The following is a 22,458-nucleotide window of genomic DNA, read 5'->3' on the forward strand; positions in this document are numbered from 1 at the left end:
GTCGACGGCTGCGCCCCTTCGGGCAGGGGCCGCGACCACACGATGTCCAGCGGGGTGTTCATCTTGGCCAGCGTGAGCTGACCGTCACGCCAACGGAACGCGGAGCGGGTGTACTCCGCCGACGCCCGCGACTTGCGCTTGGACTTGAACCTCGGATACCGGGCCCGCTTGTCCCAGAACGCCACGAACCCCGCCTGCAAATGCCGCAGCGTCTGCTGCAACGGCACCGACGACACCTCGTTCAGGAACGCCAACTCCTGCGTGCGCTTCCACTCGGTCAGCCACCCCGAGGACTGCGCGTACGTGGTGCGCCGGCGGTCCACCGCCCACGCCCGAGTGCGTGCTTCCAACGCCCGGTTGTACACCAGACGCACGCACCCGAAGGTGCGGTTCAGCTGTTCGGCCTGTTCAGGAGACGGGTAGAAGCGGTACTTGTACGCCCGCTTCACCACCTCACCCACGCCTCACACCCTACCAACCGTCCATGTAAGACGATCACTGAGGGGAGGGGCGGCGTTTCCTCCCGGCCGTAAACGGCCGGGTTTCCACGCCGCAATTCCGATGAGCCGCAGCCGCCGCCACGGTGGCAAACGGTTGTCGTCTGTTGTCGCACAACCTAGGTTGAGCGACGTCCCCGTAACCTCGAGGAGGCCCGGTGGCAGCTTCGGCCGGCAGCGACGGGCGGGCGGCCCCCACCATCTACGATGTGGCCCGCGCGGCGGGCGTTGCCGCGTCGACGGTGTCCCGGGCATTCGCCCGCCCGGGCCGGGTCAACGCCGACACAGCCGGGCGGATCCGCAAGATCGCGGCGGAACTGGGCTACCGCACCAATCCCGTCGACCGCGCGCTGCTCAGCGGACGTTCCTCGATGATCGCGCTGGCCATCTCCGACATCACCAACCCGTATTACTTCGAGATCATCCGTGGTGCTCAGGCGGCAGCGATGGAGGCCGGCTACACGATGCTGTTCGCCGACGCGCAGGAGTCCGACCAGCTCGAGCGGGAGGCGTTGGACCGGGCCGTCCAGACGGTGGAGGGCATCGTGCTGGCCAGCACCCGGATGTCCGACACCTCGATCCGGATGATGGCCAAGCTCCGGCCGCTGATCGTGCTCAACCGGGCCGTCGCGGGCGTGCCGTCGGTGGTGACGGATCACCGGCAAGGCATGTGGCAGGCCGTGGACCACCTGCACGGCCTTGGTCACCGCCACATCACCTATCTGGCCGGGCCGGAGGCGGCGTGGTCGGACGGGATCCGCTGGCAGGCGTTACGTGAGGCCACCGTCGAACTGGGCCTGCGACTGCACCGCCTCGGCCCATATCCGCCCACCGTGCTCGGCGGCGTCGCCGCCGCTGCCGACTACTGCCGGCGCCCGAGCAGCGCGGTCATCGCCTACAACGACCTGCTGGCCCTGGGACTGCTGCGCGGCCTGTCGGCCGTCGGGGTCCGGGTGCCACAGGACGTCAGCGTCGTGGGGTTCGACAACATCTTCGGTACCGACCTGGTCACGCCCGGCCTGACCACCCTCGCCGCGCCGCTGCACCTCCTCGGACACACCGCTGTGCAGGGCCTGCTCGCTCTCATCTCCGGCGCCCAGCCTCCGGTCGACAAACCGCTCACGATTCCGACCCGCCTGGTGGTCCGCGCCTCCACGGATCAACCGCGGCGACCCGGATCGGTCCCTACCCCAACAGGCGGAATTCCCCGCCCCGCGGCAAAGCCCGTCGGCCAGGAACAACACGGATAGGCCAGGTCGGACCCGGAGCGGATCGCCGCCGTCTGGGCACCCGAGCTCGTACGCCGACACCGGCGTCGACTCTGCGGCACGCGAGCCGGCGCGGGATGGTGGCCCAGGCGCGGTGGGGGAGTGCCCGACGGGACGGCCGACAGCGACATCCGCTCGGGGTGCGGCGGGGTCGCCTCCTGCGGCCCTCACCACGCGCCATGGCAACTCACGGCAACTGGTGGTGTGCGGGCCCGCACCGGAACTACGGTCAGGTGCGACTCTTCCCCGGGGTCGGCGAGCCCACGCTGCCAGGCGGAACGAAGGTAGAGGTCGTGGAACGATGACGAACGCCACCCGCGCGATATTCCTGACAAGTGCATTGGCGGCTCTGGTGCTCTCCATCTCCCCACCCGCCCTTGCCGCAGGCGGGCGGCTGCCTGACGCGGCACCAGTCGCAGCGCCGGCACCGGTCAGCCGCGCCACTGTCCCGGATTCCGTGGCCGTCGTTCCCTCGGCAGAGGGCATCCACGTCCTTGACGTCTCGAGCAGCACCATCACCCTGGTTTCCGGTGACACGTTCATCTACACCGTGGACACCGCGGAGGGTCAGGGCCGCACCACGCTTGAGGTCAAGACGGTGGACCAGCTGCTGAAGGAGATCACCGCCAAGGACGGCTCCGCTCAGACCTACACGGTCGAGGACTCGCAGGGTGCGCAGAAGCAAGGCACCGACCGCGTCGTGCCGGGCGACGTCCTCACCGTGACCGCCGGACACACGACGCACCAGTACACGATCGACATCGTCAAGGGTGCCGTGCGCGGCCAGCTGGAGCTGCAACACGACGCCATCACCGCGAACACCGCCTCGGACGTGGTCCTGAACTTCACCTCCGGGATGAGAAGCCCCGCCACCGACGTGCGCGTGAAGGTGCCGCGAGGGATCCGCGCCACGATGGACAACACGACCGTCAACGTCATCGGTCGCGGAGAAGTCAGACTGTCCGGGCTCGCGACACAGTCGGTCGGCAGGGTCGCGGCGGGCTACCGGTTCCAGCAGGTGGGGACAGCCACGATCGAGGACGCTCGAGACGGCAGCCAAGTCATCACGTTCCGCGGGCTCGACCTCAGGCCATCGAACGGCGTCGACCTGCAGATCCGGTTCACGCACGTCTCGGTCAAGCAGGGCAGCTACTCGTTCGAAGCCTCCTACACCACCTCGGAGCCCGAGAAGCTGACGAGCCCGGCAGTGACGGCGACCCTCCAGACCGTCAAGACCGTCAGCGACTTCCGTCGGGTGCTGGACAAGAGCCTGACCTACCGGGAAACCCTGGACACGTACACGAAGGCACGATTGCGGTGGACGGCGCCCCAGCACGCGGCGTCCGTCAGGTTGCTGCAGTCGACGGACCAGGGCGCAACCTGGACGCAGAGCAACGCCACGGTCGACCGCCGCGCCGGCGAGGTCGAGGTCAAGGGCCTGACACCGAACACCGAGTACGACTTCAAGCTGGACGTCAGAGGCGGTGAGAACCATGGCGAGTCGAACGTCGCGTCGTTCTACGCCGGCAAGCTGAACGCCAAGCTGATGGGGGCCAAGGGCGACGGGCTTGCCGACGACACGGAGGCGATAAATCGGGCGATCCGCTACCTCAACGAGATCGGCGGCGGGACGCTGTTGTTCGAGAACGGCACGTTCAACGTCCGGACTGTCCACCTGCTCAGCAACGTCTACCTGTACGTCGACAGGGACGCGACCATCTCCGCGATCAAGGGCGCCGACGCCCCCGAGGCTTTGTATTTTTCCGACAAGGCGTATCGCTCGGGTACGTCCCCGACCGACCCCGGACCCTATGAGGACCCCGAGAACTACACGACCAAGCAGGATGTCGGCCACACGTACTTCAGGAACAGCATGTTCTTTGGCGAGCGGGTCGACAACGTCAAGATCATCGGGAACGGTCGGATCACGGGCAACGGCAACATCGTCACCACTGACAAGGTCATGGACAACGCGCCGGACCTGAGGGCCGACAAGATGGTGACCCTGAAGCTCAGCACCAACGTCGAGTTCGGCGGGCTCGACAACGGCTTGGACCTCTGGTACGAGGAGACCAACTCACCCACGACCGACCAGCCGTACTACATCAAGAGCCTGCACAAGGACGGCACGACCGAGTCGAAGCAGACGGACATCAGCAACATGCTGAGGGTCGACAACGCCGGACACTTCGCACTGCTGGCCACCGGCACGGACCACATCAACACGCACGACTTCTACTACGACAAGGGCAAGGGTGGTCAAGCGCGAGACGTCTTCGACTACATGGGGAGCAGTTACGTCACCGCCAGGAACATCTACGCCAAGGGGACGTCCGACGACATCGTCAAACCCGGCAGCGACTCCTCCCTGGGGTTCACCAGGCCGGCGACCGACTTCTACGTCCGGAACATCATCGGCGACACAAACTGCAACCTCTTCCAGATCGGCAGCGAGACAGCCGACGACATCAGGAACGCCTACGTCGACAACATCTATGTGCTGGCCGGCAACAAGGCCGGTTTCTCCATCTCCACGAATGACGGCGCGACCGTCGAGAACATCTACCTGAACTCGGGTAAGACCGGACCGGTCCACCACCAGGCGCAGATGCGGCGCACGCGAGCACCCTTCTTCATTTCGATCTCCAACCGGGGCCGGGTGATCGGCGGACAGGCGCAGCGAACGAAGTTCTGGGAGAACGGTGTGCAGCGGGACGAGTTGCTGAGCACCAACGTCAACATCGGGCATGTCCGCAACGTGCACATCAAGGACGTCAACATCGAGGAGGTCTACGGGGGCAGCCAGTACAGCGACCCCTCGAAGCGATGGGTTCCCTACACCAACCAGAACAAGGCGACGCCGATCATCGCCGGCTACAAGGTCGGTGAGGGCGGACCGGGCCTCCCGGACGGCCGCACCATCGGTTACGTCGAGAACGTCACGTTCGAGAACGTGAACGTGCTGGTGAAGGGCGGCAACAGCTACGAGGACTCGCAGGTCAGTCCTCCCGAGTTGGGCGCGGGTAAGTACAACGTCGCCGACTTCGGGGTGCAGCCCTCCTACGGGTTCTGGGCGCGGCACGTGCAGGGGTTGAGCTTCAAAAACGTGACGACGAACTTCGAGAGCAGCGACGACCGCTACGCCTTCGTGCTCGACGACGTCAAGAACGCGGAACTTGACGGCCTGACGATGGTGAGGGGAAGGAACAACCCCAGCGTCATCGCATTGAAGAACGCCACCAACATCACTGTCCGTAACTCCGCCTTCTACGACGGCACGTGGGGAAACGAGCTGACTCCACTCCAAGACCTCACCAACGTGACAGTTACGGACGCCCAGGCCTATCCGCCGAGGGTGAAGGACCCGCACAACACCGCCATCCAGCTCAAGCGGAGCGGCCACGAAAACGTGACAGACCTGAACACCGAAACGATGGTCGTCACGACGGTACTGGGGTCCACCACGGCCGACCTGACCACGCAGATCGAGTCGACGGACGGCAGCGCCCAGACGTATGCGGTCACCGATCCCGACGGCCGGCCGAGGAGCGCGGAAGCGTTGATCGACACCGGGGACACCCTGGTCGTCACTGCGGAAGACGGCACGACGCGAGCGGAGTACCGGATCGCCGTCTCACCTGACCTGGTGATCGAGGGAGAGTCGCAACTCGGCTCGGTCGAGAGGAGCGTCCCCAGCATCACCCTGTCCACCTCCTCGACGAACGGGAGGACGTACCTGCAGACCAGTTCGGTGCCGGCCGGGGAGTGGATCAAGTTCCTCGTCGATGTTCCCGTCGCCGGGACCTACGACGTCTCGTACCAGTACAAAACAAACACGTCCGGGAGGGCGACGGTCCAGGCTCACGTGGACGGCGTCGCGAGCGGGGCGGCGGTCGACCAGAACAGCTCGACGGCCAACCAGTACATCCCGGTGAACTTGGTGCGAGTGACCTTCGGAAACGCCGGACAGCATCCGATCCGCTTTGAGGCCGTGAAACCAGGGTCGATCGTCATCGACTACATCAAGCTCACGAAGGTGGTCGGCGGGCAAGCAGGTTGACGCGCCTCGCGGGGATGGCACACCCAGGTCGGTGCCATCCCCGCTGCCCGGATGAGCTACGCCCTATCGTGATCATTCCGCTGGCGAGCCACATCGAGCAGATGGTCGAGGTCGCTTCGCGGCCGTCCGGTGGCCATCGCGAGCGCCCCGAGCGGGTCGGCCTGCCCGCGACCGGTCAGGTCCTCGAAGACCGTGAGCTGCCGGCCGATGCGGTGTGCGGTGGATCCAGCTACCGCGTGGCCAGCGGGCGGCCCAGCTGACCGGAGCGCGTCAGGTGTCTCTTCCGTCGACGATGCGGCGGAGGGCTGCGCCTGCGGTAGGGAATGCAAGTTGCAGTGTGTGTGCGGTGAGGCGGATGCCCCACCAGGTGAGGGCGACGAGGTAGCCGACGATGAGCGCGCCGTGGGTGTTGTTGGTGAAGACGATGGCGTAGCCGATGGCGAGGCCTGTTGCGGTGATGGTGCGGATGGTGCGGCTTCGGCTGGCGGTCAGGCCGGTGCCGACGCCGACAAGTGCTGCTCCGATGCTGCCGATGAGGCCTTCCATGCCGGTCAGGTCGACGGGCGCAGTGATCGTGAGCGCCGCTCGCATGAGGTAGATGCCGGCGACGGCGATGGCGGCGTGGATGATCGCCGGTCTGGTGCGCGCGAGCCAGGCGGGCAGGGCGTGGACCGGGATCCGGGGTGCGGCGGCGGCGATGACGGCGGCGCAGGCCGCGAGAGGTAGCGCGGAGCCGAGTGTCCATTTCAGGTATTGGCTGTAGTCGAATTGGACGGAGGTGCCGGTGGCGAGGCCGTAGAGGGCGGCGGTGACCGCGCCGCCGACGGCGGCGGCGAGGTATCCGCGCCGGATGAGGCTGCCGGCCGCGGGCTCGGGTGTTGCTGTGGTGGGTGTTCCGGCGAGCCAGGTGGTGGGGGCGAGGTGCGCGACGGCGAAGGCAGTGAGCATGGCGAGTGCGCCGGCGGTGCCCAACTGGGGTAGGGAGGTGCGGACGCCGACGACCCGGAGAGCGTAGGTGGTGGTGATGTCTGCGGTGAAGATTGCTTGGAGCAGCAGTGTGAGGGAGCAGGCGCCGAGAAGGAGGGCGCTGGTCAGGTCCCGGATGCGGAGTCGGACGCGTGGTAGCTGCGTGTTGGCGGCGGTGGGTGTGTGGTGGTGTGGCGCGGTGAGAGCCAGAGCGCCGTCGGCGAGGGCGTGGGAGTGGCCGGTAAGGGTGGTCGGGGTGCGGCCGGTGGCGGTGGCGAGGCGGTCTTGCAGGCCGGGTATCGCTTCGGCTTGCCGGAGGAAGGCGCTGCTGAGGTGTTGCCTGTCGATGTCGGCGGCGTCGAGGATGTCTCGGACCGCGTCGTGGACCCTGTTGAGGAGGGGCTGCGCGGCGACGGCGACGTCGTCGTGGGTGATGACCGCGGGCTTGCGGGGTGCGGGGAGTAGCACCGGCGCGCGATCCTGGGCCGTCAACAGCTGTCTGGCATGTCGGATGGATTCCAGCAGCGCTCGATTGTTGTGGTCCTGTGTGGGGTGAGCGATCTCGGTTCGCAGTGGGTCGTCGTCCTCGGTGGCCGCGTCAACAATTCGCTGGGCGAGAACCTGGTTCACGTCGCGGGGCAGGTCGATCGATCGGGTCGCCAGCTCGCGGTACCCGTCGGCGCTGACCTGGAGGATCGTCAGGGTGACCGGATGGCGGTCGGCCTGGCAGATCAGCATGCAGGCGCCGTCAGGTGTAGCGACCCCGTGGGCCGCGGTGTAGGCGGCCAACGCTGCCGGCGCGGTGACCATGGCGGGGGCGGGCAGGCCGGCTTGGGTTGCTGCGTCGGTGAGCTGTCCTCTCCGGCGTGGTCCCCAGCTTGCCGGGATGGTCACAGTGAGTGTGGTGATCGGCTCACCGACCTGGCGGGCGGCCTGGTCGGCGACATGCCACAGCTGTGCGGCGAGCAGATGCACGCCGTCGACCGGCCGGTCGGCCTCTGTTCTGCCGAGCAGCTCCAGCGGGTCACTGACGAATTGATGGTCCGCCGACGGCTGGGACGCTGCGGCCACCCCGACGTGAACGTGACTGGCAGGGTCGAGGGCGACGCCGTGCGGCATGACGAGACCACCGCCGAGCATGACGGGGATCCGGGCGCCGTGTCGGTCGACGGTGGCGGCGATGGCCGACGAACTGAGATCGATGGATAGGCGGACGCCCCCGCTTGGCATGTGCGGCAGTTTCTCCCGACAGGGGAGTGGATCGTCAACCACCGTCCCGCGCAGTGATCTTTTGTGCGCGTATGGTGAGAATCCTTCTCGAGGAGATGGCCATCGACGGCCATTGTCGTGTATGCGGGAGGAAGATCAGCATCGGCGGATGGAGACAGCGTGCCGCAGCAGTCCCCGAACAGAGGCAACCGGCTGGCCGAATATGTGCGTCCCACGGTCTATGCCCCACACGAATCATCATCGCCCCGACCGCCAGAGCGGCGGTCGGCTGCCGTTGGGGTAATCCGCGCCGTCGTGGGCGCTCTGGTCTTCCTGGTCGGGGTACCGGCTCTGCTGTGGATCGTCGGTGGTGCCCCGGTGCGACGGTTGCCGACGTGGCCGCAGGTTGTCACCTGGTTCGACGAGCCCAGCGGCCGATTCACCCCGGATGTGCTTACTGGCGCAGCCATCTGGATGCTGTGGCTGTTCTGGGCAGCGTTCGCGCTGCTCCTGACCGCAGAGCTGCTCGCGGTGTTGACCCGGTGGCGGATCCCAGCGCTGCGGCTGCCGGCACCGCTACACCGGCTCGTGTTCGGCCTTGCCGGCACCGCCGCAATCGCCGTCACCTCCGTCGGATCCCTCAACACGGGCGAAGACGGTGGCAGTTCGGCGTCCGTCGTCGCCTCCGCTGACAGCACCGGCGTGATTCCTCGACAAGCCGTCGCGCGAGGACCCGCGCTGATCCACGTCGCCGACACCCGCTACGTCTACACCGTTGAGCGGCACGACACCCTGTCCAAGATCGCCAAGGAGTGGCTCGGCGACACCAAGAGGTGGCCGGAGATCTGCCGCCTGAACAAGCACCGCCACTTCCCTCAAGTCGGTGGCACCCTGCGCGACTGCAGCCTCATCTACCCCGGCTGGGAACTGCGGCTCCCCGCCGACGCCCGCCCGCCGAACGGTGCCACACCGGCGACGCCGCCCGCTGCGCCAACGCCACCGCCGGTGACCGCGACTCCTTCGGCATCGCCGAGTGCCGCCCCAGACTCGCCGAGTCCCACAGTGCCGCCCGCCACGACCGAACAAGAAGCAGCAGCAATCCCCAGCAGCACACCGACCGCCACCCCGAGCCCGCCAGAATCCACATCGCCTACCCGACCTGCCACCGCCACCCCCACCGCATCAGCGTCGCCGACCGCCTCGCCCGGCATCAGCGACACGCAAAGCCCGACCGTGGCAACCGACAAGCACGGCGTGCAGCTATCACCGTCCAACTGGCTGCCCTGGTCACTCGCCGCCGCGATCAGCGCAGCCACCCTGCTGGTCTGGGCACAACGCCGCCGCCGATACACCGGCGAGCCCGCAGCCGACCCACCCACGCAGCTACCACCACCGGTGCGCCACCTGCGCCGCGTCGTGGCCCGCAACCCCGAACTGCCGAATCCGAACACCGAGCCGCCCGCACTCGTGCCCGACCTCGCACCGCTGCCACCCGGCGGCACCGGCATCGTCGGCAACGGCGCGCACGCCGCCGCCCGCGCCACCCTCGTCGCCGTCCTGGCATCCGGCGGCCCGCACCACCCCGACGCCCGCGGCGAAGTCATCATCGATGCCGCCACCCTGGAAACACTGCTCGGTCCCGACGCCATGGCCCTCAGCCCATGGCCGCGGCTCCACGTCACCGACAGCGTCGACGACGCGCTCGCCGTGATCGAAGCTAAACTCTTGCACCGCAGCCGCATCCTCGACGAGCACGCCCTCACGGATCTGGACACCCTGCGCCAACAGGCGCCCGACGAGGAAGCGCTGCCGCCGACCATGCTCATCACCGAAACCCCGCCCGCCAGCGCCCGCATGCGCACCAAGACCGCGCTCGCCCTCGGCGGCGACCTGCACGTGTCCGCCCTGCTGCTCGGCGAGTGGGCCGACGGCGCCACCGTCGAGATCAGTCCGGACGGCCACACCACACTCGTGTCGGGCCAGGCAGCCGAGCCGCTCCCACCGCGCCTGCCCGTACTTGAGCCCGACCCGGCGATCCACATCCTCACCACGCTGCGGGAGGCGCAGACCGGGGAACCACCCGCCGTCGCGTCAGCCGCGCTACCGGTCACGGTCGTCCCACTGCACGCCAACCGAACCGACACCGAGCCAGCCGACCAGCCTGCCCCCGTCACCACGCCGTCCGCCGACCCCAACAGCGGCAAAGCGCAGCTGCGGGTGCTCGGGCAGCCACACATCGACAACATCACCCAACCCGGCCGGCCGCTCCGCGCCAAAGCCCTCGAACTCGCCGTATTCCTCGCCTGCCACCCCGACGGAGTCACCACCCGCGAGATCGGCGAATACCTCGAACCCGACGCCCGCATCAGCCAAGCCGACCAACGCGTACACACCAACGCGAGCAACCTGCGACACGTCCTCGGCCGCGCCGGCACCGCCGAGACGAAGAACGCCTACCTCATCAAGACCACCGGACGCTACCGGCTCGACCCAGCCACCATCGACGTCGACGTCTGGACGCTGCGCGACCTCCTGCGGGCCGCAGCCATCGCCACCGGCCCACGCCGCCGCGAACTACTCACCGCCGCCTGCGACCTCTACACCGCACCCCTCGCAGAAGGCCAAGACTACGAATGGCTCCAGCCACACCGCGAGACCGTACGCCGCTGGGGCACCGAAGCCCACCTACTACTCGCCGACGACCTGCTCGACACCGACCCGCAGGCCGCATCCGACCTACTCACCAAGGCCATCGACCTGGACCGCTACAACGAAGCCCTCTACACCCGCGCCATGCACGCCCGCCACGCCCTCGGCGACGCCGACGGCATCCGCACCCTCCAGCGCGCCCTGACCAAAGCCCTCGCCGACCTCGACGCTGAACCCCAAGAATCGACCATCACGCAGGCGAACCAGCTCTGCAGGAGCCTGGCCACGCAGTGAGAGCACCACCGCGCCCTGGCGCACCGCCAGCCGGCACCCGGAATTCCCGGTCAAGCTGACATATCGATGCAGCATCAGTTGGGGCGAATGGGGTTATAGCCGCAACTTCGCCGCCCTGCTGGTCCGGCGGTCGAGAACCCTGGCAACCACACAGGCTACATCAAAGCGCCCAGTCAGGCAGGTTCTTGATGATCGACGGGCGAGGCGGGCATCTCGTCGGCGGTTGAGCGGAAGAGCGTCAAGTTGATCGGACCGGAGGCGACCACCCTGTCATCGTTGTACCGTAATTGCAGGCTCAGTTCATGCACCGATGACCGATCCGCCGCGATGCTGATGAGGAATCGGTCGCTCTCTCCTGGTGCCAAAGAATGGGATACCGGGAGAGTCTCGATGTAATTTTTACCATCGCTACGGAGTTGCACGAGATACTCGTGTGACGGCGGAAGTGGTGCACCGGCCAGGGGCTCGTTGAGGGATATTGCCGATCGAATCGCGTTCGTGCGACGAGTGTGCGATCCGTCTATCTCGGCTTGATCGTATTGCAGCGTTCCGGCGAGCTCCACATGCCCGTCGGGAAACGGGCCGAGGGCGCGACGTCGTAATGTCTCGTACTCGGCCCTGTCCAGCCGCCACAGCTGATGACCTGACGAGTCCTCGACGAGTCTGCCTAGCCCCACGTCCCTGCGTATTAAGTAATCTCCAAAGCTGTACCCTAACTGGCTCAGCTTCTCCAGTAGCGGTACATCGACGCCCACGTCAAGAAACTGCTCCTGCAAGGGCACGGTGGTCCCTCCACCTGCCGGCACGTCGAAGTGTGCCTCGAAGTCTTTCCCCCCGTCAGGGCCCCCGGGCCTTCGGAGTTGGAAACGCAAAGAGCAATTCGTCATAGGGCCCCAGCCCAAATTGAGGAGGCCAAAAAATGTGCCGTACGTCACCCCATGCAGCACCGGTACGGGGCGTGGATCTGGTCGGGACGCCTTGACGTGCAACGCTGCCTCGTGGAACAGAACTGTCCTGTTCGAGTTGTTGACGATTTTGATATCGAGGATCGGCCAGTGGAACGACTTCTCCCAAGGGCTGTGCCAATAGTGTAGTGGCGTGAGTTCGCCGCCATCGCGCACCGAATTCAGATAGGGGATCTCCGGCTCGATCAGCAGCATTCCGCCGTCGTGTCGAGCTATGTAACGCAGGCTCCCCGCGTCGTCGTCTCCCAGCAGGGTAGAAGTCCGGCCCTCGTGGGTGGACACGATCAAGGTCGGCTCCGCAGGCGGCGTCGGTCTGCGCGGCAGCAGAGCCACTGCCGCCAGGACAAGACTGCCAATCCCGGCTACCCAGCTTGCAAACTCTATCGCCTGGCCGCCCCAGATGAGGGAAGCCGTGATCAGGCAGGCCGTTCCAACCGCTGCGATTGTCGCCCACAGATACCATGGCCGGCGTCTCATCCAAGCATTTTCGTTGATACGACTGGCTGTGTCGAGGCTGGCCCTTCACCGGTGCCTGGACCATGAGGTCCTCGATGGCCTTAGCAACGCTTTCGTCAGGTGCGGCCGTAAGCAGGTAATGGCGCGTGCTGCTGGGGCCGGTCTGGAAGGTGTTGGAACCATCGGTTGTGATCTTGATGTGGCCGGGCTCGGATAGCTTGAAGAGCCCATCGGTGCCGCGCACTGCGACGTAGGCAGCCGTCAGGTCCCAGCTGCTGCGGTTGTTGCCCGCGCCGACGTAGTCCTCATACGCGTTCAAGACCGGGTTGTTGGGGTGGGTCTCGGTGAACGGGCGAGAGCCGATAAGGATGGTGTCACCGATCTCGAAGCCGCTGTAGACAATCGGCGTTGGCCAGTCCTTCGCGACGGTAGCTGCCACGGTCGGATCGAGCACGATATTCCACTCGCGTCCGCTGGGGAAGTGTGCGCCCATGACGACGAGCTTGTTGACCTTGTGGGCGACAAGTTCGGCGCCGGTCAACGGACTGTGTTGGTCGGGCCCGGAGGCGAGTAGTCCGCGTTGGAGGATCCGGCGGATCGTGGAGGGCCCTATACGATGCCCGAGGCCACGAGGCCAGCGGCCCCGCCGTCAAGACCCTGCTGACCCTGCTCACCGGTCGACCCATGACCGCCTCCTCAACTCGGAACAAATGAGCAGAGGATGGCGCGGCCAGCGTCGTTATGCCGACATCGCGGAGCAGATCACCTTACGCCGCGACGACTCCAGCAGCGACGTGCGGCGGGTCGCGGAGCAGAAGGGTGTCCGTCCCGAGCTCACCGAGGCGACGGTGGTTGTCTCCGGCGATCGTGGTGTTGGTAACGCGGACAGTACGCTGATGGATGAGTTGGCTGATCTGCTTGGCGGTGCGGTCGGGGGCGTCGCGCGCGGCGGCCGATTCTGGCTTCTACCCGCATCAGTTCCAGGTGGGTCAGACCGGTAAGACCGTCTCCCCGCAGATGTACGTCGCGTTGGGTATCTCCGGCGCGATCCAGCATCGGGCCGGCATGCAAACCTCGAAGCCCATCGTCGCGGTGAACAAGGACGCCAAAGCACCCATCTTCGAACTGGCCGACTACGGCGTGGTCGGCGACCTGTTCAAAGTCGTCCCCCAGGCCACCGACGAGATCCGCAAGCGCAATGCCGGATCTGGATCCGGACCGGTGGACCGGGTCTCTCCCTACCGACTAGCTGACGGTTCGTCTGGTATGTCGACCGTCGGTACGGTATGACCGGCCGCATGCACGGCGGATGTTGCGCTCTGGTCAACATGCAGCCGCATCGCGTGCTCGGCCCGGTCGGGGTCGCCGCTGGCCAGCGCCTCGTAGATCGCCTGGTGCTCGGCCACTGCTTGGTCTGGCCGGCCTGGTTCACGTGTGGACAGTGATCGGTAGCGGTCGACGTGGCCCCGGATCTGGTGCAGTAGTTGCTCGCACCAGCGGTTCTCCGCGATTTCGGCGATCCGGGCGTGGAACTCCCGGCCGATGCGCAGCACCTCGGTCTCGTCGCCGCGTAGCCGGTGCATCAGGTTGATCAGTCGGGTCAGCGTGTCGAGGTCCGGCTGGGTCATCCGGGTGCAGGCGTCCCGGGCCAGTAGTCCCTCGAGGCGGGCCCGGATGTCGTAGACCCGGCGGATGTCGGCCGGGTCGAGCGGGGCCACCCGGGACCCGCCGGTGGGCAGCTGGTCGACCAGACCTTCGGCGATCAGCAGCCGGAGCGCCTCGCGCACCGGGGTCCGGCTGACGCCCAGCGTGCGGGCAAGCTCCGGCTCGGTGAGCCGGCCGCCCGGTTCGAACTCACCTGAAATGATCTTGGCGCGCATCAACTCGTACACCGCCTGCGCGCCGGACTGCCGCCGCAGGATGCCCTGCCCTCTGTTCACCGTCTCATCCTGCCATGAATCACTGCGACTGCACTATTGCATACAAGTACCCACCAGGTTACGGTCTCGTTCTCAGCCGGAGAAGTTCCTGGTCCGCCGGCCCGCCAGCGAGGAGTGCGCCGTTGTCCATGAGTCCCGCCCAGCAGTTGCGTGCCAGGTTGGCCGGTCCAGGGATCGTCGTCGCTCCTGGCGTCTACGACGGGCTGTCAGCGCGGATCGCCGCCCTCGCCGGCTTCGAGGCGGTGTACGTCAGCGGCGGCGCGGTGGCCCGCAGCAGTGGCGTGCCGGACCTGGGACTGCTGACCATGACTGAGGTGCTGGGCCGGCTGCGCGAGGTGGTCGATGCGGTCGACGTGCCGGTCATCGCGGACGCCGACACCGGGTACGGCAACGCGCTCAACGTGCGCCGCACCGTACGGGAGTTCGCCCGGCTGGGGGTGGCGGCGCTGCACCTGGAGGACCAGGTCACCCCGAAACGCTGTGGACACTACGAGGACAAGCAACTCATCTCCGTCGACGAGATGACGGGCAAGGTCCGGGCTGCGGCCGACGCCCGCGGCGACGACGGCCCACTGCTCATCGTCCGCACCGACGCGATCGCGGCGGAGGGCTTCGACGCCGCGATCGCCCGCGCGCACGCGTACGTCGAGGCCGGCGCCGAGATGCTGTTCATCGAGGCGCCCACCTCGGTGGCACAGATCGAGCGGGTGGCCGACGAACTGCACGTACCCCTGCTGATCAACATGTTCGCCGGCGGGAAGACCCCCCTGATGAACGCGCAGGACCTGGCGCGGCTCGGCTTCAAGCTGATGATCGCGCCGTCCGACCTGCAACGCGCGGCCATCCGAGCGATGCAGGACACCGCCCGGGAGCTGCGCGAGAGCGGCTCCACCGACCGGTTGGCCGACCGGATGGCGACCTTCACCGAGCGTGACGACATCATCGGCCTGCCCAGCTACCGCGAACTGGAATCTCGCTACGCCTGACGAACCACGCCACTCCTTCATCCCCCAAAGGAGAAGCACCATGCGCATCACCAGAACCGGCACCATTGCGGCCGTGTTGGCCGCGCTCGTCGCGACCGTCTCCGCATGCGGCGGCGGGTCCGCCAAGAGCGGCGGCGATCAGGGCGCGAAGCAACTCGCCCGGCTCAACATCATCGCCCCGGCCGCGCCGGGCAGCGGCTGGGACCAGACTGCCCGGGCCGTACAGGACTCGCTCCAGAAGGCCGACCTGGCCCGCCAGGTCGAGGTGACCAACGTCCCCGGCGCCTCCGGAACCGTGGCGCTCGCCCAGGTGGCGCCGCAGAAGGGCAAGAAGGACCTGCTCATCATGTCCGGGCTGGCCATGATGAGCGGCGTCCTCACGAACGGCACGGACGTGACCCTGGACGATCTCACGCCGGTAGCCCGGCTGATCGGCGAGTACGAGACGATCGTGGTGCCGGCAAGTTCGCCCTACCAGAAGCTCGACGACCTGCTGGCCGCGATCAAGGCGGACCCGAAGAAGGTCCCGATCGCCGGCGGCTCGGCCGGCAGCGCCGACCAGATCTTCATCGGCCTGCTCGCCAAGGCGGCCGGAATCGACCCGGCCAAGGTGAACTACGTGCCGTTCTCAGGCGGCGGCGAGGCCACCACCGCGCTGCTGGGCAACAAGGTCGCCGCGGGCGTCGCGGGCACCGGCGAGTTCCAGGAGCAGGTGAAGGCCGGCAAGCTGCGGGCGCTGGTGGTCTCCGCCGCGAAGCCGGTGGAGAGCATGCCGGGCGTGCCGACCATCGCCGACGTCGGTCACCCGGGGGTCGAGTTCTACAACTGGCGCTCGATCATGGCACCGAACGGGCTGACCGCCGAGCAGAAGAAGGCGTACGTGGACGCGGTCACCGCGATGCACGCCTCGGACGGGTGGAAGACCACGCTGAAGGAGCGGGCCTGGGAGGACACCTTCCTGGCCGGTGACGAGTTCGGCACCTGGCTGGGCCAGGAGCAGACCCGGGTGAGCGGCGTCCTGACCGAACTCGGACTGGTGAAGTGACTTCTCCGACCGACCAACCCGGCACCGCCGGCCCGGTCGAGGGTCCGACCCCGGTCGGCGGGGCACCGCCGACCGGGGCCGCCCGGGGCCGGATCGCGTGGGGTGAACTCGCGTTCGGCGTACTCCTGTCGGCGGTCGCGGTGACCGTGCTGGTCGACGCGGCCGGACTGCCCGCCTCGACGTCGGCCTCCGGCGTCGGCCCGGCGTTCTTCCCAACCATCGTCGGGGTCGCCCTGCTCACCGTCGCCGCCGCCCTGATCGTCGCGGTGCTCCGGGGCCACCGGGGCACCCCCGACGAGGGCGAGGGTGACGTAGACCCGTCCCACACCCAGGTCCGTCCGGCGCTGCTCGTGGTCGGCGCGGTGCTCGCCCACGGGCTGCTGCTCGACCCGGCCGGCTACCTCGTCGCTGCGTTCGTCGCGTTCTGGGGCATCGCGTACGCGCTGGGCGCGCGCCACCCGGTCCGTACCCCGGTGATCTCACTCGCCGTGGCGGCGGTCGTCTACCTCGGCTTCACCTACGGCCTCGGCATCGACCTGCCTGCGGGCCCGCTGGAAGGGATCGGCTGATGGACGGAATCAGCGAGCTGCTCGCGGGCTTCGCGGTCGCCCTCACCCTGGCCAACCTCGGCTACGCGCTGGTCGGCACGATCGTCGGCACGATGATCGGGGTGCTGCCCGGCATCGGGCCGGCACTCACCATCGCCCTGCTGCTGCCGCTGACATACGGCCTCGAACCGTCCGGCGCGTTCATCATGTTCGCCGGCATCTACTACGGCGCGATGTACGGCGGCTCCACCACGTCCATCCTGCTCAAGACCCCCGGCGAGTCCGGCTCGATCATCACCGCGATCGACGGCAACAAGATGGCCCGGGCCGGCCGGGGAGCCGCCGCCCTGGCCACCGCCGCGATCGGCTCGTTCCTCGCCGGCACCATCGCCACCGGCCTGCTGGCCGTGGCCGCACCGAGGATCGTCGATCTGGCCGTGCGCCTCGGCGCCCCCGACTACCTGGCGCTGATGGTGCTGGCCTTCATGTGCGTGGGTTCGCTGCTCGGCGGGTCGATGCTGCGCGGCTTCGCCAGCCTCGGCCTCGGCCTGGCCATCGGCCTGGTCGGCATCGACTTCCAGAGCGGGCAGGCGCGGCTCGACTTCGGCCTCGTCCGGCTCCTCGACGGCATCGACACTGTGCTGCTCATCGTCGGGCTGTTCGCCATCGGTGAGGTGCTCTACGTCGCCGCGCACCAGCAAGCCAGCACCTTCGGCATCGCTTCGGTCGCCGGACAGCGGTGGATGACCCGGGAGGACTGGCGCCGGTCCTGGAAGCCATGGCTGCGCGGCACGGCGATCGGCTTCCCGCTCGGCACCATCCCGGCCGGCGGCTCGGAGGTCCCCACGTTCCTGTCGTACTCGCTAGAACGTAGGTTGTCCAGGCGGCCGGAGGAGTTCGGCAACGGCGCGATCGAGGGCGTCGCCGGGCCGGAGGCGGCGAACAACGCCAACGCCGCGGGCGCGCTGGTCCCGCTGCTCACCCTGGGCATCCCCACCTCCGCGACCGCCGCGGTGATCCTGGTGGCCTTCCAGCAGTACGGCATCCAGCCCGGCCCGCAGCTCCTGGACACCGAGCCGGCGTTGGTCTGGGGACTGATCGCCAGCCTGTTCATCGGCAACGCGATCCTGCTCGTGCTCAACCTGCCGCTGGTCGGGCTGTGGGTGAAGATGCTGCACATCCCCAAGCCCTACCTGTACGCCGGCATCGGCCTGTTCGCCCTGGTCGGCGCGTACGCGGTCAACGGCTCGTCGTTCGACGTCTACCTGCTGCTGGTCGTCGGTGTCCTGGGTTACTTCATGCGTCGCTTCGGCTTCCCGATCGCCCCGCTCATCGTGGGCGCCATCCTGGGCCCGCTCGCCGAGTTGCAACTGCGCCGGGCGCTGGACATCGCCGGTGGCGACCTGACCACCCTGGTCAGCACCCCGTTCACCGTGACGGTCTACAGCCTCCTGGTGCTCGTGCTGTGCGTCCCGGCGCTGCTGCGGCTGCGGACCCGGCGGGCCCAGCAGGCCGCCGGCGTCCCGACCCCCGACCGCGAATCCTCCACCGTCTAGCACGATCCGATAGGAGAGCTGATGTCCGCCGCCTACGACGACGTTCTGGTACAGATAGCCGAGTATGCCGCCCACCCGGAGCGGATCGAATCCGAGCTAGCCCTGCGAACCGCCCACCTGTCCTTCCTCGACGCCACCGCCTGCGCCTTCCTCGGGCTGGCCGACGCCGAGTGCCGGCGGACGGCGGAGCCGCTGTTTCCGACCGCCGCGCCGCACCCCAGCCGGGTGCTGGCGACCGGCTACGCCACCGACCCGGTGCAGGCGGCGTTCAGCACCGGCACGCTGATCCGCTGGCTGGACTTCAACGACACCTGGCTGGCTCTGGAATGGGGCCACCCGTCGGACAACCTGGCCGCCATCCTGCCCCTGGCCGACCACCTCGCCCAGCGGGCCCGGGCCGCCGGCGGCACCCCGCCGACCGTACGCGACGTGCTGGTCGCCATGATCCAGGCGCACGAGATCCAGGGTGTGCTGGCCCTCGGCACCGCGCTCAACCGGCACGGGCTGGACCACGTCGCGTACGTCCGGATCGCCTCGGCCGCAGTGGCCACCCGGCTGCTCGGCGGTTCCGAGGAGGACATCCGGCGGGCGCTCGGGCACGCCTGGGTCGATGGCGGTGCGCTGCGCACGTACCGGCACACGCCGAACGTGACCTGGCGTAAATCCTGGGCGGCCGGTGACGCTGCCAGCCGGGCGGTCCGGCTGGCCTACCTGGCGCTGCGCGGCGCGGAGAGCCCGCGTACCCCGCTGACTGCGAAGGGCTGGGGGTTCCAGGACTCGTTGCTCGGCGGGCACCAGGTCGCCCTGCCGCAGCCGCTGGGCAGCTACGTGATGGAGAACGTGCTGCTCAAGCCGTGGTTCCCGGCCGAGTACCACGGCCAGACCGCGGTGGAGGCCGCCTTCCGCCTCGCGCCGGCGGTACGCGACCGGGTCACCGCGATCGACCGGATCGAGATCCGAACGCATGAGGCGGCGGTCCGGATCATCGACAAGACCGGACCGCTGGCCAACCCGGCCGACCGGGATCACTGCCTGCAGTACATGGTGGCCATCGCCCTGCTGCACGGCCGACTCGACGAGGAGCACTACACCGACGAGGCGGCGGCCGAGCCCCGGGTGGACGCGCTACGGGAGCGGATGATCGTCACCGAGGACCCGGAGTACAGCCGCGCCTACCTCGACCCCGCCGAGCGGGCGGTGGCCAACGCGCTGCGGATCACCTTCTCCGACGGCACCGACACCGGCTGGCAGGAGATCCGCATCCCGATCGGCCACCCGCGACGCCGGCCCGAGGCCGAGCCGCTGGTGCGAGACAAGCTGCGCCGCGGGCTCCGCGCGGCGCTGGACGCCGAGCGCGCGGAACTGGTGGCCGAGCGCCTCGCCGACCGGGGCGGCCTGCTCGACACGCCAGCCGACGACCTGCTCGACCTACTCGTCGTGCGCTGACGGTGTGCCCACGCGCCTCGGTCGTCGTCTCCGCCGCGCACGGCCGGTCCGGACCGTGGCGCGGCCGTCACCGTCACGGGCCTCAGCGAGAAGCCGTGACCGGTGGTGCGGCCGCCCGGCCGCACCACCGGTCGGGGCGGTCCGCGCTGGTTCGCTGAAGGGATATGTCTGACCATCGGTCAGGAGCGAGCGGGGAGTCTCTACTTGGCTATGGTGCCACCGGCACCCCTGTGGGAGGCCGCGGCCAGGGCGTCGGCGGCTCTCCAGCGGACTGGGATGACTACTGGATGGTCGGCACGCTCAACACGGATACGGTCGGTCTGGTGGCCCAAGACCAATGTCTAGACCCGTCCGGGGCCGTCCGCCTGGTCCTGGTCCTCGAACGCTCGGCAACTCGATCGGCCTCATCCCGTCCGGTCCAGTCCGCCCCGCTGGCTCCCACGCGTGGCTCCCGGACTTTCAGCTCGGGAGCGCGCATCTACCAGCTGTTGCGTTGGTCGTCGTGTTGTCCTGGTAGGTGTTGGAGACTGTGGGGATGGACGTCTGGTCGGTGCCACCGATGGATACCCGGGGACTGTTCGGCGAAGAGCGTTGCGATCTTATGTCTCTGCTCGATCGATTGACGGCAGATCAGTGGGCCGCATCCACGCTTGCTGAGGGCTGGACGGTCAAGGACATCGCGTTGCATCTTCTCGACGGTGACCTTGGGCGGCTTTCTCGCGAACGCGACGCAGATACCACCGGACTGCTTCCGCACGGCGGTCCGGCGGCCACCTTCGCCGCCGCCTTGCATGAGAAGAACCAACGGTGGCTGGACGCAGCGAGACAGCTGAGCCCTCGGGTCACTCGGGACTTGCTGGCCTACTCCACCGAGCAACTGCAGGAGTGGACAGCCGAGGTAGTTCTGCTCGCACCCACGCGGGTGAGCTGGGCTAGCGATAAGCCCGTGCCAGCGTGGCTCGACCTGGCCCGGGAGTTGACCGAGACGTGGGTACACCACCAGCAGATCCGCGCCGCAATCGGTCGCGAGACCGGCACCGACCGGCTGCCGACGGTCCTCCGCACCTTCGTCTGGGCGTTACCGCACCAATACCGCGTCCCCGCCGAACCTCGAACGACGGTGTTCCTCGACCTCGACATCGGCGGACAATGGAGCCTGGTCGCCGGCAACGAAGGCCGATGGAGCCTTCACGAAGGCGCCATCAGCGATCCGGCCGCTTACGTCAGGTTCACGGCCGAGGCCGCTTGGCGATCCTTTACCGGCGCCGCGATACCACGTGGCGGGATCACTTACGCAGGCCCGAGCCAACTCACCGACCCAATGCTGGACGTACGCGGCATCATCGTCTAACGGCTGCTCACACCGAGCCGGATTCGTCTGGGAGTGTCAAGTTAACCAAGCGGCCGGATGCCCAGGTGCGTTTCGACCTTGAGTCCGATGGCTGGTTCTGTGGGCCAGTTCGGGTCCCACTTGTCGGGGTCTATGGGGCCCACGTCTCTTCGGCCGATTGCTGTGTTCGTGAGTTGTGGACCCGCCTTGTGTAGGGCTGGTTTGGCTGAAGGGACGTCTCGGTCAGGGGTTGATCAGTCTCCAGTCGCCTTCGGAGATGACGTCAACGGTGCCATCGACCACCTTGATGGCGGTGTTGTCGTCGATGGCGTAAGTCGGGACCGGGATTCCGGACGCCCACTTCTGGATGTTGGACAGCTCGGCGTCCTCCATGTCCGGATGATTGAGGTGGGGGTACAGCGTGAAATCCACCAGCCCCAGCGCCCGGTCGGCGCCCTGCGCCATGTCGCTGCCGTCCGGGACGAATCCGAGGTCGAATTCGGCGTCGCAGTTGTACGGGGTGACCGCAATGCTCCCGGCGCTGACCCCCACATAAACCGTGTCACTCAGCGACGGCAGGAGGTCGGCCAGGCCCGACTGGCGCAGCCAGTAGGTCAGGTACAGCACGTCGCCGCCCCAGACGAGGAGGGCATCGGCTTCCCGGACCGCCGGGACCCAGTTCTCTTCTCGAATGGTCGGCAGCGCGGTGAGCTCCAACAGCCCCAGGGATTTCCAACCCAGCTGGGACAGCGGGATGGGAGCCTGGCCGTGAATCGCCTTCCACGCCCTCTCACCTCCGCCGGAGAAGGGGTAGACACCGGTGGGGATGAACAGGGCCGTGGACTCGGCGATCGGCTTGCCCAGCAGGTCGACGAGCGCGTCGGAGATGCTCGGGTTACAGATGCCCGACGACGTGAGAAGGAACTTCATCAAAATCCGCTCTCCTGAAGCCACCGCATGACGGCGATCATGTTGCCCATTAGAACCAGCGTCCCGGCTTGCTGCACCAGCAATGGCCACACGAGCAGTTGTGGCGGATCCCGGGCATGGGCGCCACCCGTCACCGGTTGATCGACCTGCCCGAGGCGGCCGCCAACGGCGCGAACGGTGTCGGCCCTGCCTGAATGTCCCCGGTGCGCGGAGGAGCCGGAGCTGATTTGGACCGGACCGGCTTGTCCTACGCTGATGCAATGAGCGAACGGAGCGTGCAGCAGGCTTCGGTGATGGCCCTACCTGGCGGGCG

General features: G+C 67.8%; 16 protein-coding genes and 1 pseudogene. 12 read left to right on the top strand and 5 right to left on the bottom strand.

Annotated elements, in window-relative coordinates; genetic code table 11:
• The coding region (locus ABZ783_RS30150) for a transposase (RefSeq protein ID WP_357444040.1) at nt 1–461 on the bottom strand (461 nt) is incomplete at its 3' end.
• A 194-nt stretch (nt 462–655) separates the two neighbouring features.
• Between ABZ783_RS30150 and ABZ783_RS30155 the strand changes: the two genes are divergently transcribed.
• The 3 genes from ABZ783_RS30155 to ABZ783_RS30165 all read left to right on the top strand — a co-directional run bounded on the left by ABZ783_RS30155 (nt 656) and on the right by ABZ783_RS30165 (nt 6,085).
• Nucleotides 656–1,747 carry a LacI family DNA-binding transcriptional regulator gene (locus tag ABZ783_RS30155; RefSeq protein ID WP_357444042.1) on the top strand — a complete coding sequence of 364 codons (1,092 nt, stop codon included), beginning with the start codon at nt 656–658 and terminating at the stop codon, nt 1,745–1,747.
• Nucleotides 1,748–2,066: 319 nt separating this feature from the next.
• The gene (locus ABZ783_RS30160; protein WP_357444044.1) at nt 2,067–5,825 is read left to right on the top strand and encodes a carbohydrate-binding domain-containing protein; all 3,759 of its coding nucleotides are present in this window, start codon (nt 2,067–2,069) and stop codon (nt 5,823–5,825) included.
• Nucleotides 5,826–5,893: 68 nt separating this feature from the next.
• Complete coding sequence (locus tag ABZ783_RS30165; RefSeq protein ID WP_357444046.1) at nt 5,894–6,085, top strand: hypothetical protein; 192 nt, start codon at nt 5,894–5,896, stop codon at nt 6,083–6,085.
• 10 nt (nt 6,086–6,095) lie between these two features.
• On the opposite strand, the gene ABZ783_RS30170 is transcribed toward ABZ783_RS30165, so the two are convergent.
• The gene (locus ABZ783_RS30170; protein WP_357444048.1) at nt 6,096–8,021 is read right to left on the bottom strand and encodes an Hsp70 family protein; all 1,926 of its coding nucleotides are present in this window, start codon (nt 8,019–8,021) and stop codon (nt 6,096–6,098) included.
• Between the two features lie 294 nt (nt 8,022–8,315).
• Between ABZ783_RS30170 and ABZ783_RS30175 the strand changes: the two genes are divergently transcribed.
• Nucleotides 8,316–10,943, top strand: a complete 2,628-nt coding sequence (locus ABZ783_RS30175) for a transcriptional regulator (protein WP_357444050.1) — start codon at nt 8,316–8,318, stop codon at nt 10,941–10,943.
• A 173-nt stretch (nt 10,944–11,116) separates the two neighbouring features.
• Here ABZ783_RS30175 and ABZ783_RS30180 read toward each other — a convergent pair whose 3' ends face one another.
• Nucleotides 11,117–12,385: a hypothetical protein gene (locus ABZ783_RS30180; protein WP_357444052.1), complete on the bottom strand. Its 1,269-nt coding sequence runs from the start codon at nt 12,383–12,385 to the stop codon at nt 11,117–11,119.
• A 779-nt stretch (nt 12,386–13,164) separates the two neighbouring features.
• Between ABZ783_RS30180 and ABZ783_RS30185 the strand changes: the two are divergent.
• Nucleotides 13,165–13,561, top strand: a pseudogene (locus ABZ783_RS30185) (electron transfer flavoprotein subunit alpha/FixB family protein); the annotation flags it as partial.
• Between the two features lie 41 nt (nt 13,562–13,602).
• Here the strand turns inward: ABZ783_RS30185 and ABZ783_RS30190 are convergent.
• Complete coding sequence (locus ABZ783_RS30190) at nt 13,603–14,304, bottom strand: GntR family transcriptional regulator (protein ID WP_357444054.1); 702 nt, start codon at nt 14,302–14,304, stop codon at nt 13,603–13,605.
• 128 nt (nt 14,305–14,432) lie between these two features.
• On the opposite strand from ABZ783_RS30190, the gene ABZ783_RS30195 reads away from it, so the two are divergent.
• The 6 genes from ABZ783_RS30195 (at nt 14,433) to ABZ783_RS30220 (ending at nt 21,236) form a co-directional block, all read left to right on the top strand.
• Nucleotides 14,433–15,290, top strand: coding sequence for an oxaloacetate decarboxylase (locus ABZ783_RS30195; RefSeq protein WP_357444171.1), 858 nt, complete (start codon nt 14,433–14,435; stop codon nt 15,288–15,290).
• A gap of 40 nt (nt 15,291–15,330) precedes the next feature.
• Nucleotides 15,331–16,335 (top strand): tripartite tricarboxylate transporter substrate binding protein, encoded by a 1,005-nt coding sequence (locus tag ABZ783_RS30200; RefSeq protein ID WP_357444056.1) that lies wholly within the window; start codon nt 15,331–15,333, stop codon nt 16,333–16,335.
• Nucleotides 16,332–16,904, top strand: a complete 573-nt coding sequence (locus ABZ783_RS30205; RefSeq protein WP_357444058.1) for a tripartite tricarboxylate transporter TctB family protein — start codon at nt 16,332–16,334, stop codon at nt 16,902–16,904. The genes ABZ783_RS30200 and ABZ783_RS30205 overlap by 4 nt, the downstream gene beginning before the upstream one ends.
• Entirely contained in the window at nt 16,904–18,439 is a 1,536-nt protein-coding gene (locus tag ABZ783_RS30210) for a tripartite tricarboxylate transporter permease (RefSeq protein ID WP_357444060.1), read from the top strand. Before ABZ783_RS30205 ends, ABZ783_RS30210 begins: the two co-directional genes overlap by 1 nt.
• 21 nt (nt 18,440–18,460) lie before the next feature.
• A complete protein-coding gene (locus ABZ783_RS30215; RefSeq protein ID WP_357444062.1) occupies nt 18,461–19,885 on the top strand; it encodes a bifunctional 2-methylcitrate dehydratase/aconitate hydratase in 1,425 nt (474 codons plus the stop codon).
• Nucleotides 19,886–20,420: 535 nt separating this feature from the next.
• On the top strand, nt 20,421–21,236 hold the full coding sequence (locus ABZ783_RS30220) for a maleylpyruvate isomerase family mycothiol-dependent enzyme (protein WP_357444064.1): 816 nt from the start codon (nt 20,421–20,423) through the stop codon (nt 21,234–21,236).
• Between the two features lie 222 nt (nt 21,237–21,458).
• Here the strand turns inward: ABZ783_RS30220 and ABZ783_RS30225 are convergent, their stop codons facing one another.
• Nucleotides 21,459–22,145 carry a Type 1 glutamine amidotransferase-like domain-containing protein gene (locus tag ABZ783_RS30225; protein WP_357444066.1) on the bottom strand — a complete coding sequence of 229 codons (687 nt, stop codon included), beginning with the start codon at nt 22,143–22,145 and terminating at the stop codon, nt 21,459–21,461.
• A gap of 68 nt (nt 22,146–22,213) precedes the next feature.
• Here ABZ783_RS30225 and ABZ783_RS30230 point away from each other — a divergent pair, with 68 nt between their 5' ends.
• Nucleotides 22,214–22,339 carry a hypothetical protein gene (locus ABZ783_RS30230; protein ID WP_357444068.1) on the top strand — a complete coding sequence of 42 codons (126 nt, stop codon included), beginning with the start codon at nt 22,214–22,216 and terminating at the stop codon, nt 22,337–22,339.
• Nucleotides 22,340–22,458 lie beyond the last annotated feature (119 nt).

This window comes from Micromonospora sp. NPDC047738, assembly GCF_040642675.1.
Taxonomy (GTDB): Bacteria; Actinomycetota; Actinomycetes; order Mycobacteriales; family Micromonosporaceae; genus Micromonospora.

Coding starts and splice junctions, on each gene's coding strand:
- ABZ783_RS30160 (WP_357444044.1), top strand. CDS start 2,067: ATGACGAACGCCACCCGCGCGATATTCCTGACAAGTGCATTGGCGGCT.
- ABZ783_RS30170 (WP_357444048.1), bottom strand. CDS start 8,021: ATGCCAAGCGGGGGCGTCCGCCTATCCATCGATCTCAGTTCGTCGGCC.
- ABZ783_RS30180 (WP_357444052.1), bottom strand. CDS start 12,385: ATGAGACGCCGGCCATGGTATCTGTGGGCGACAATCGCAGCGGTTGGA.
- ABZ783_RS30195 (WP_357444171.1), top strand. CDS start 14,433: ATGAGTCCCGCCCAGCAGTTGCGTGCCAGGTTGGCCGGTCCAGGGATC.
- ABZ783_RS30200 (WP_357444056.1), top strand. CDS start 15,331: ATGCGCATCACCAGAACCGGCACCATTGCGGCCGTGTTGGCCGCGCTC.
- ABZ783_RS30210 (WP_357444060.1), top strand. CDS start 16,904: ATGGACGGAATCAGCGAGCTGCTCGCGGGCTTCGCGGTCGCCCTCACC.
- ABZ783_RS30215 (WP_357444062.1), top strand. CDS start 18,461: ATGTCCGCCGCCTACGACGACGTTCTGGTACAGATAGCCGAGTATGCC.
- ABZ783_RS30220 (WP_357444064.1), top strand. CDS start 20,421: ATGGACGTCTGGTCGGTGCCACCGATGGATACCCGGGGACTGTTCGGC.
- ABZ783_RS30225 (WP_357444066.1), bottom strand. CDS start 22,145: ATGAAGTTCCTTCTCACGTCGTCGGGCATCTGTAACCCGAGCATCTCC.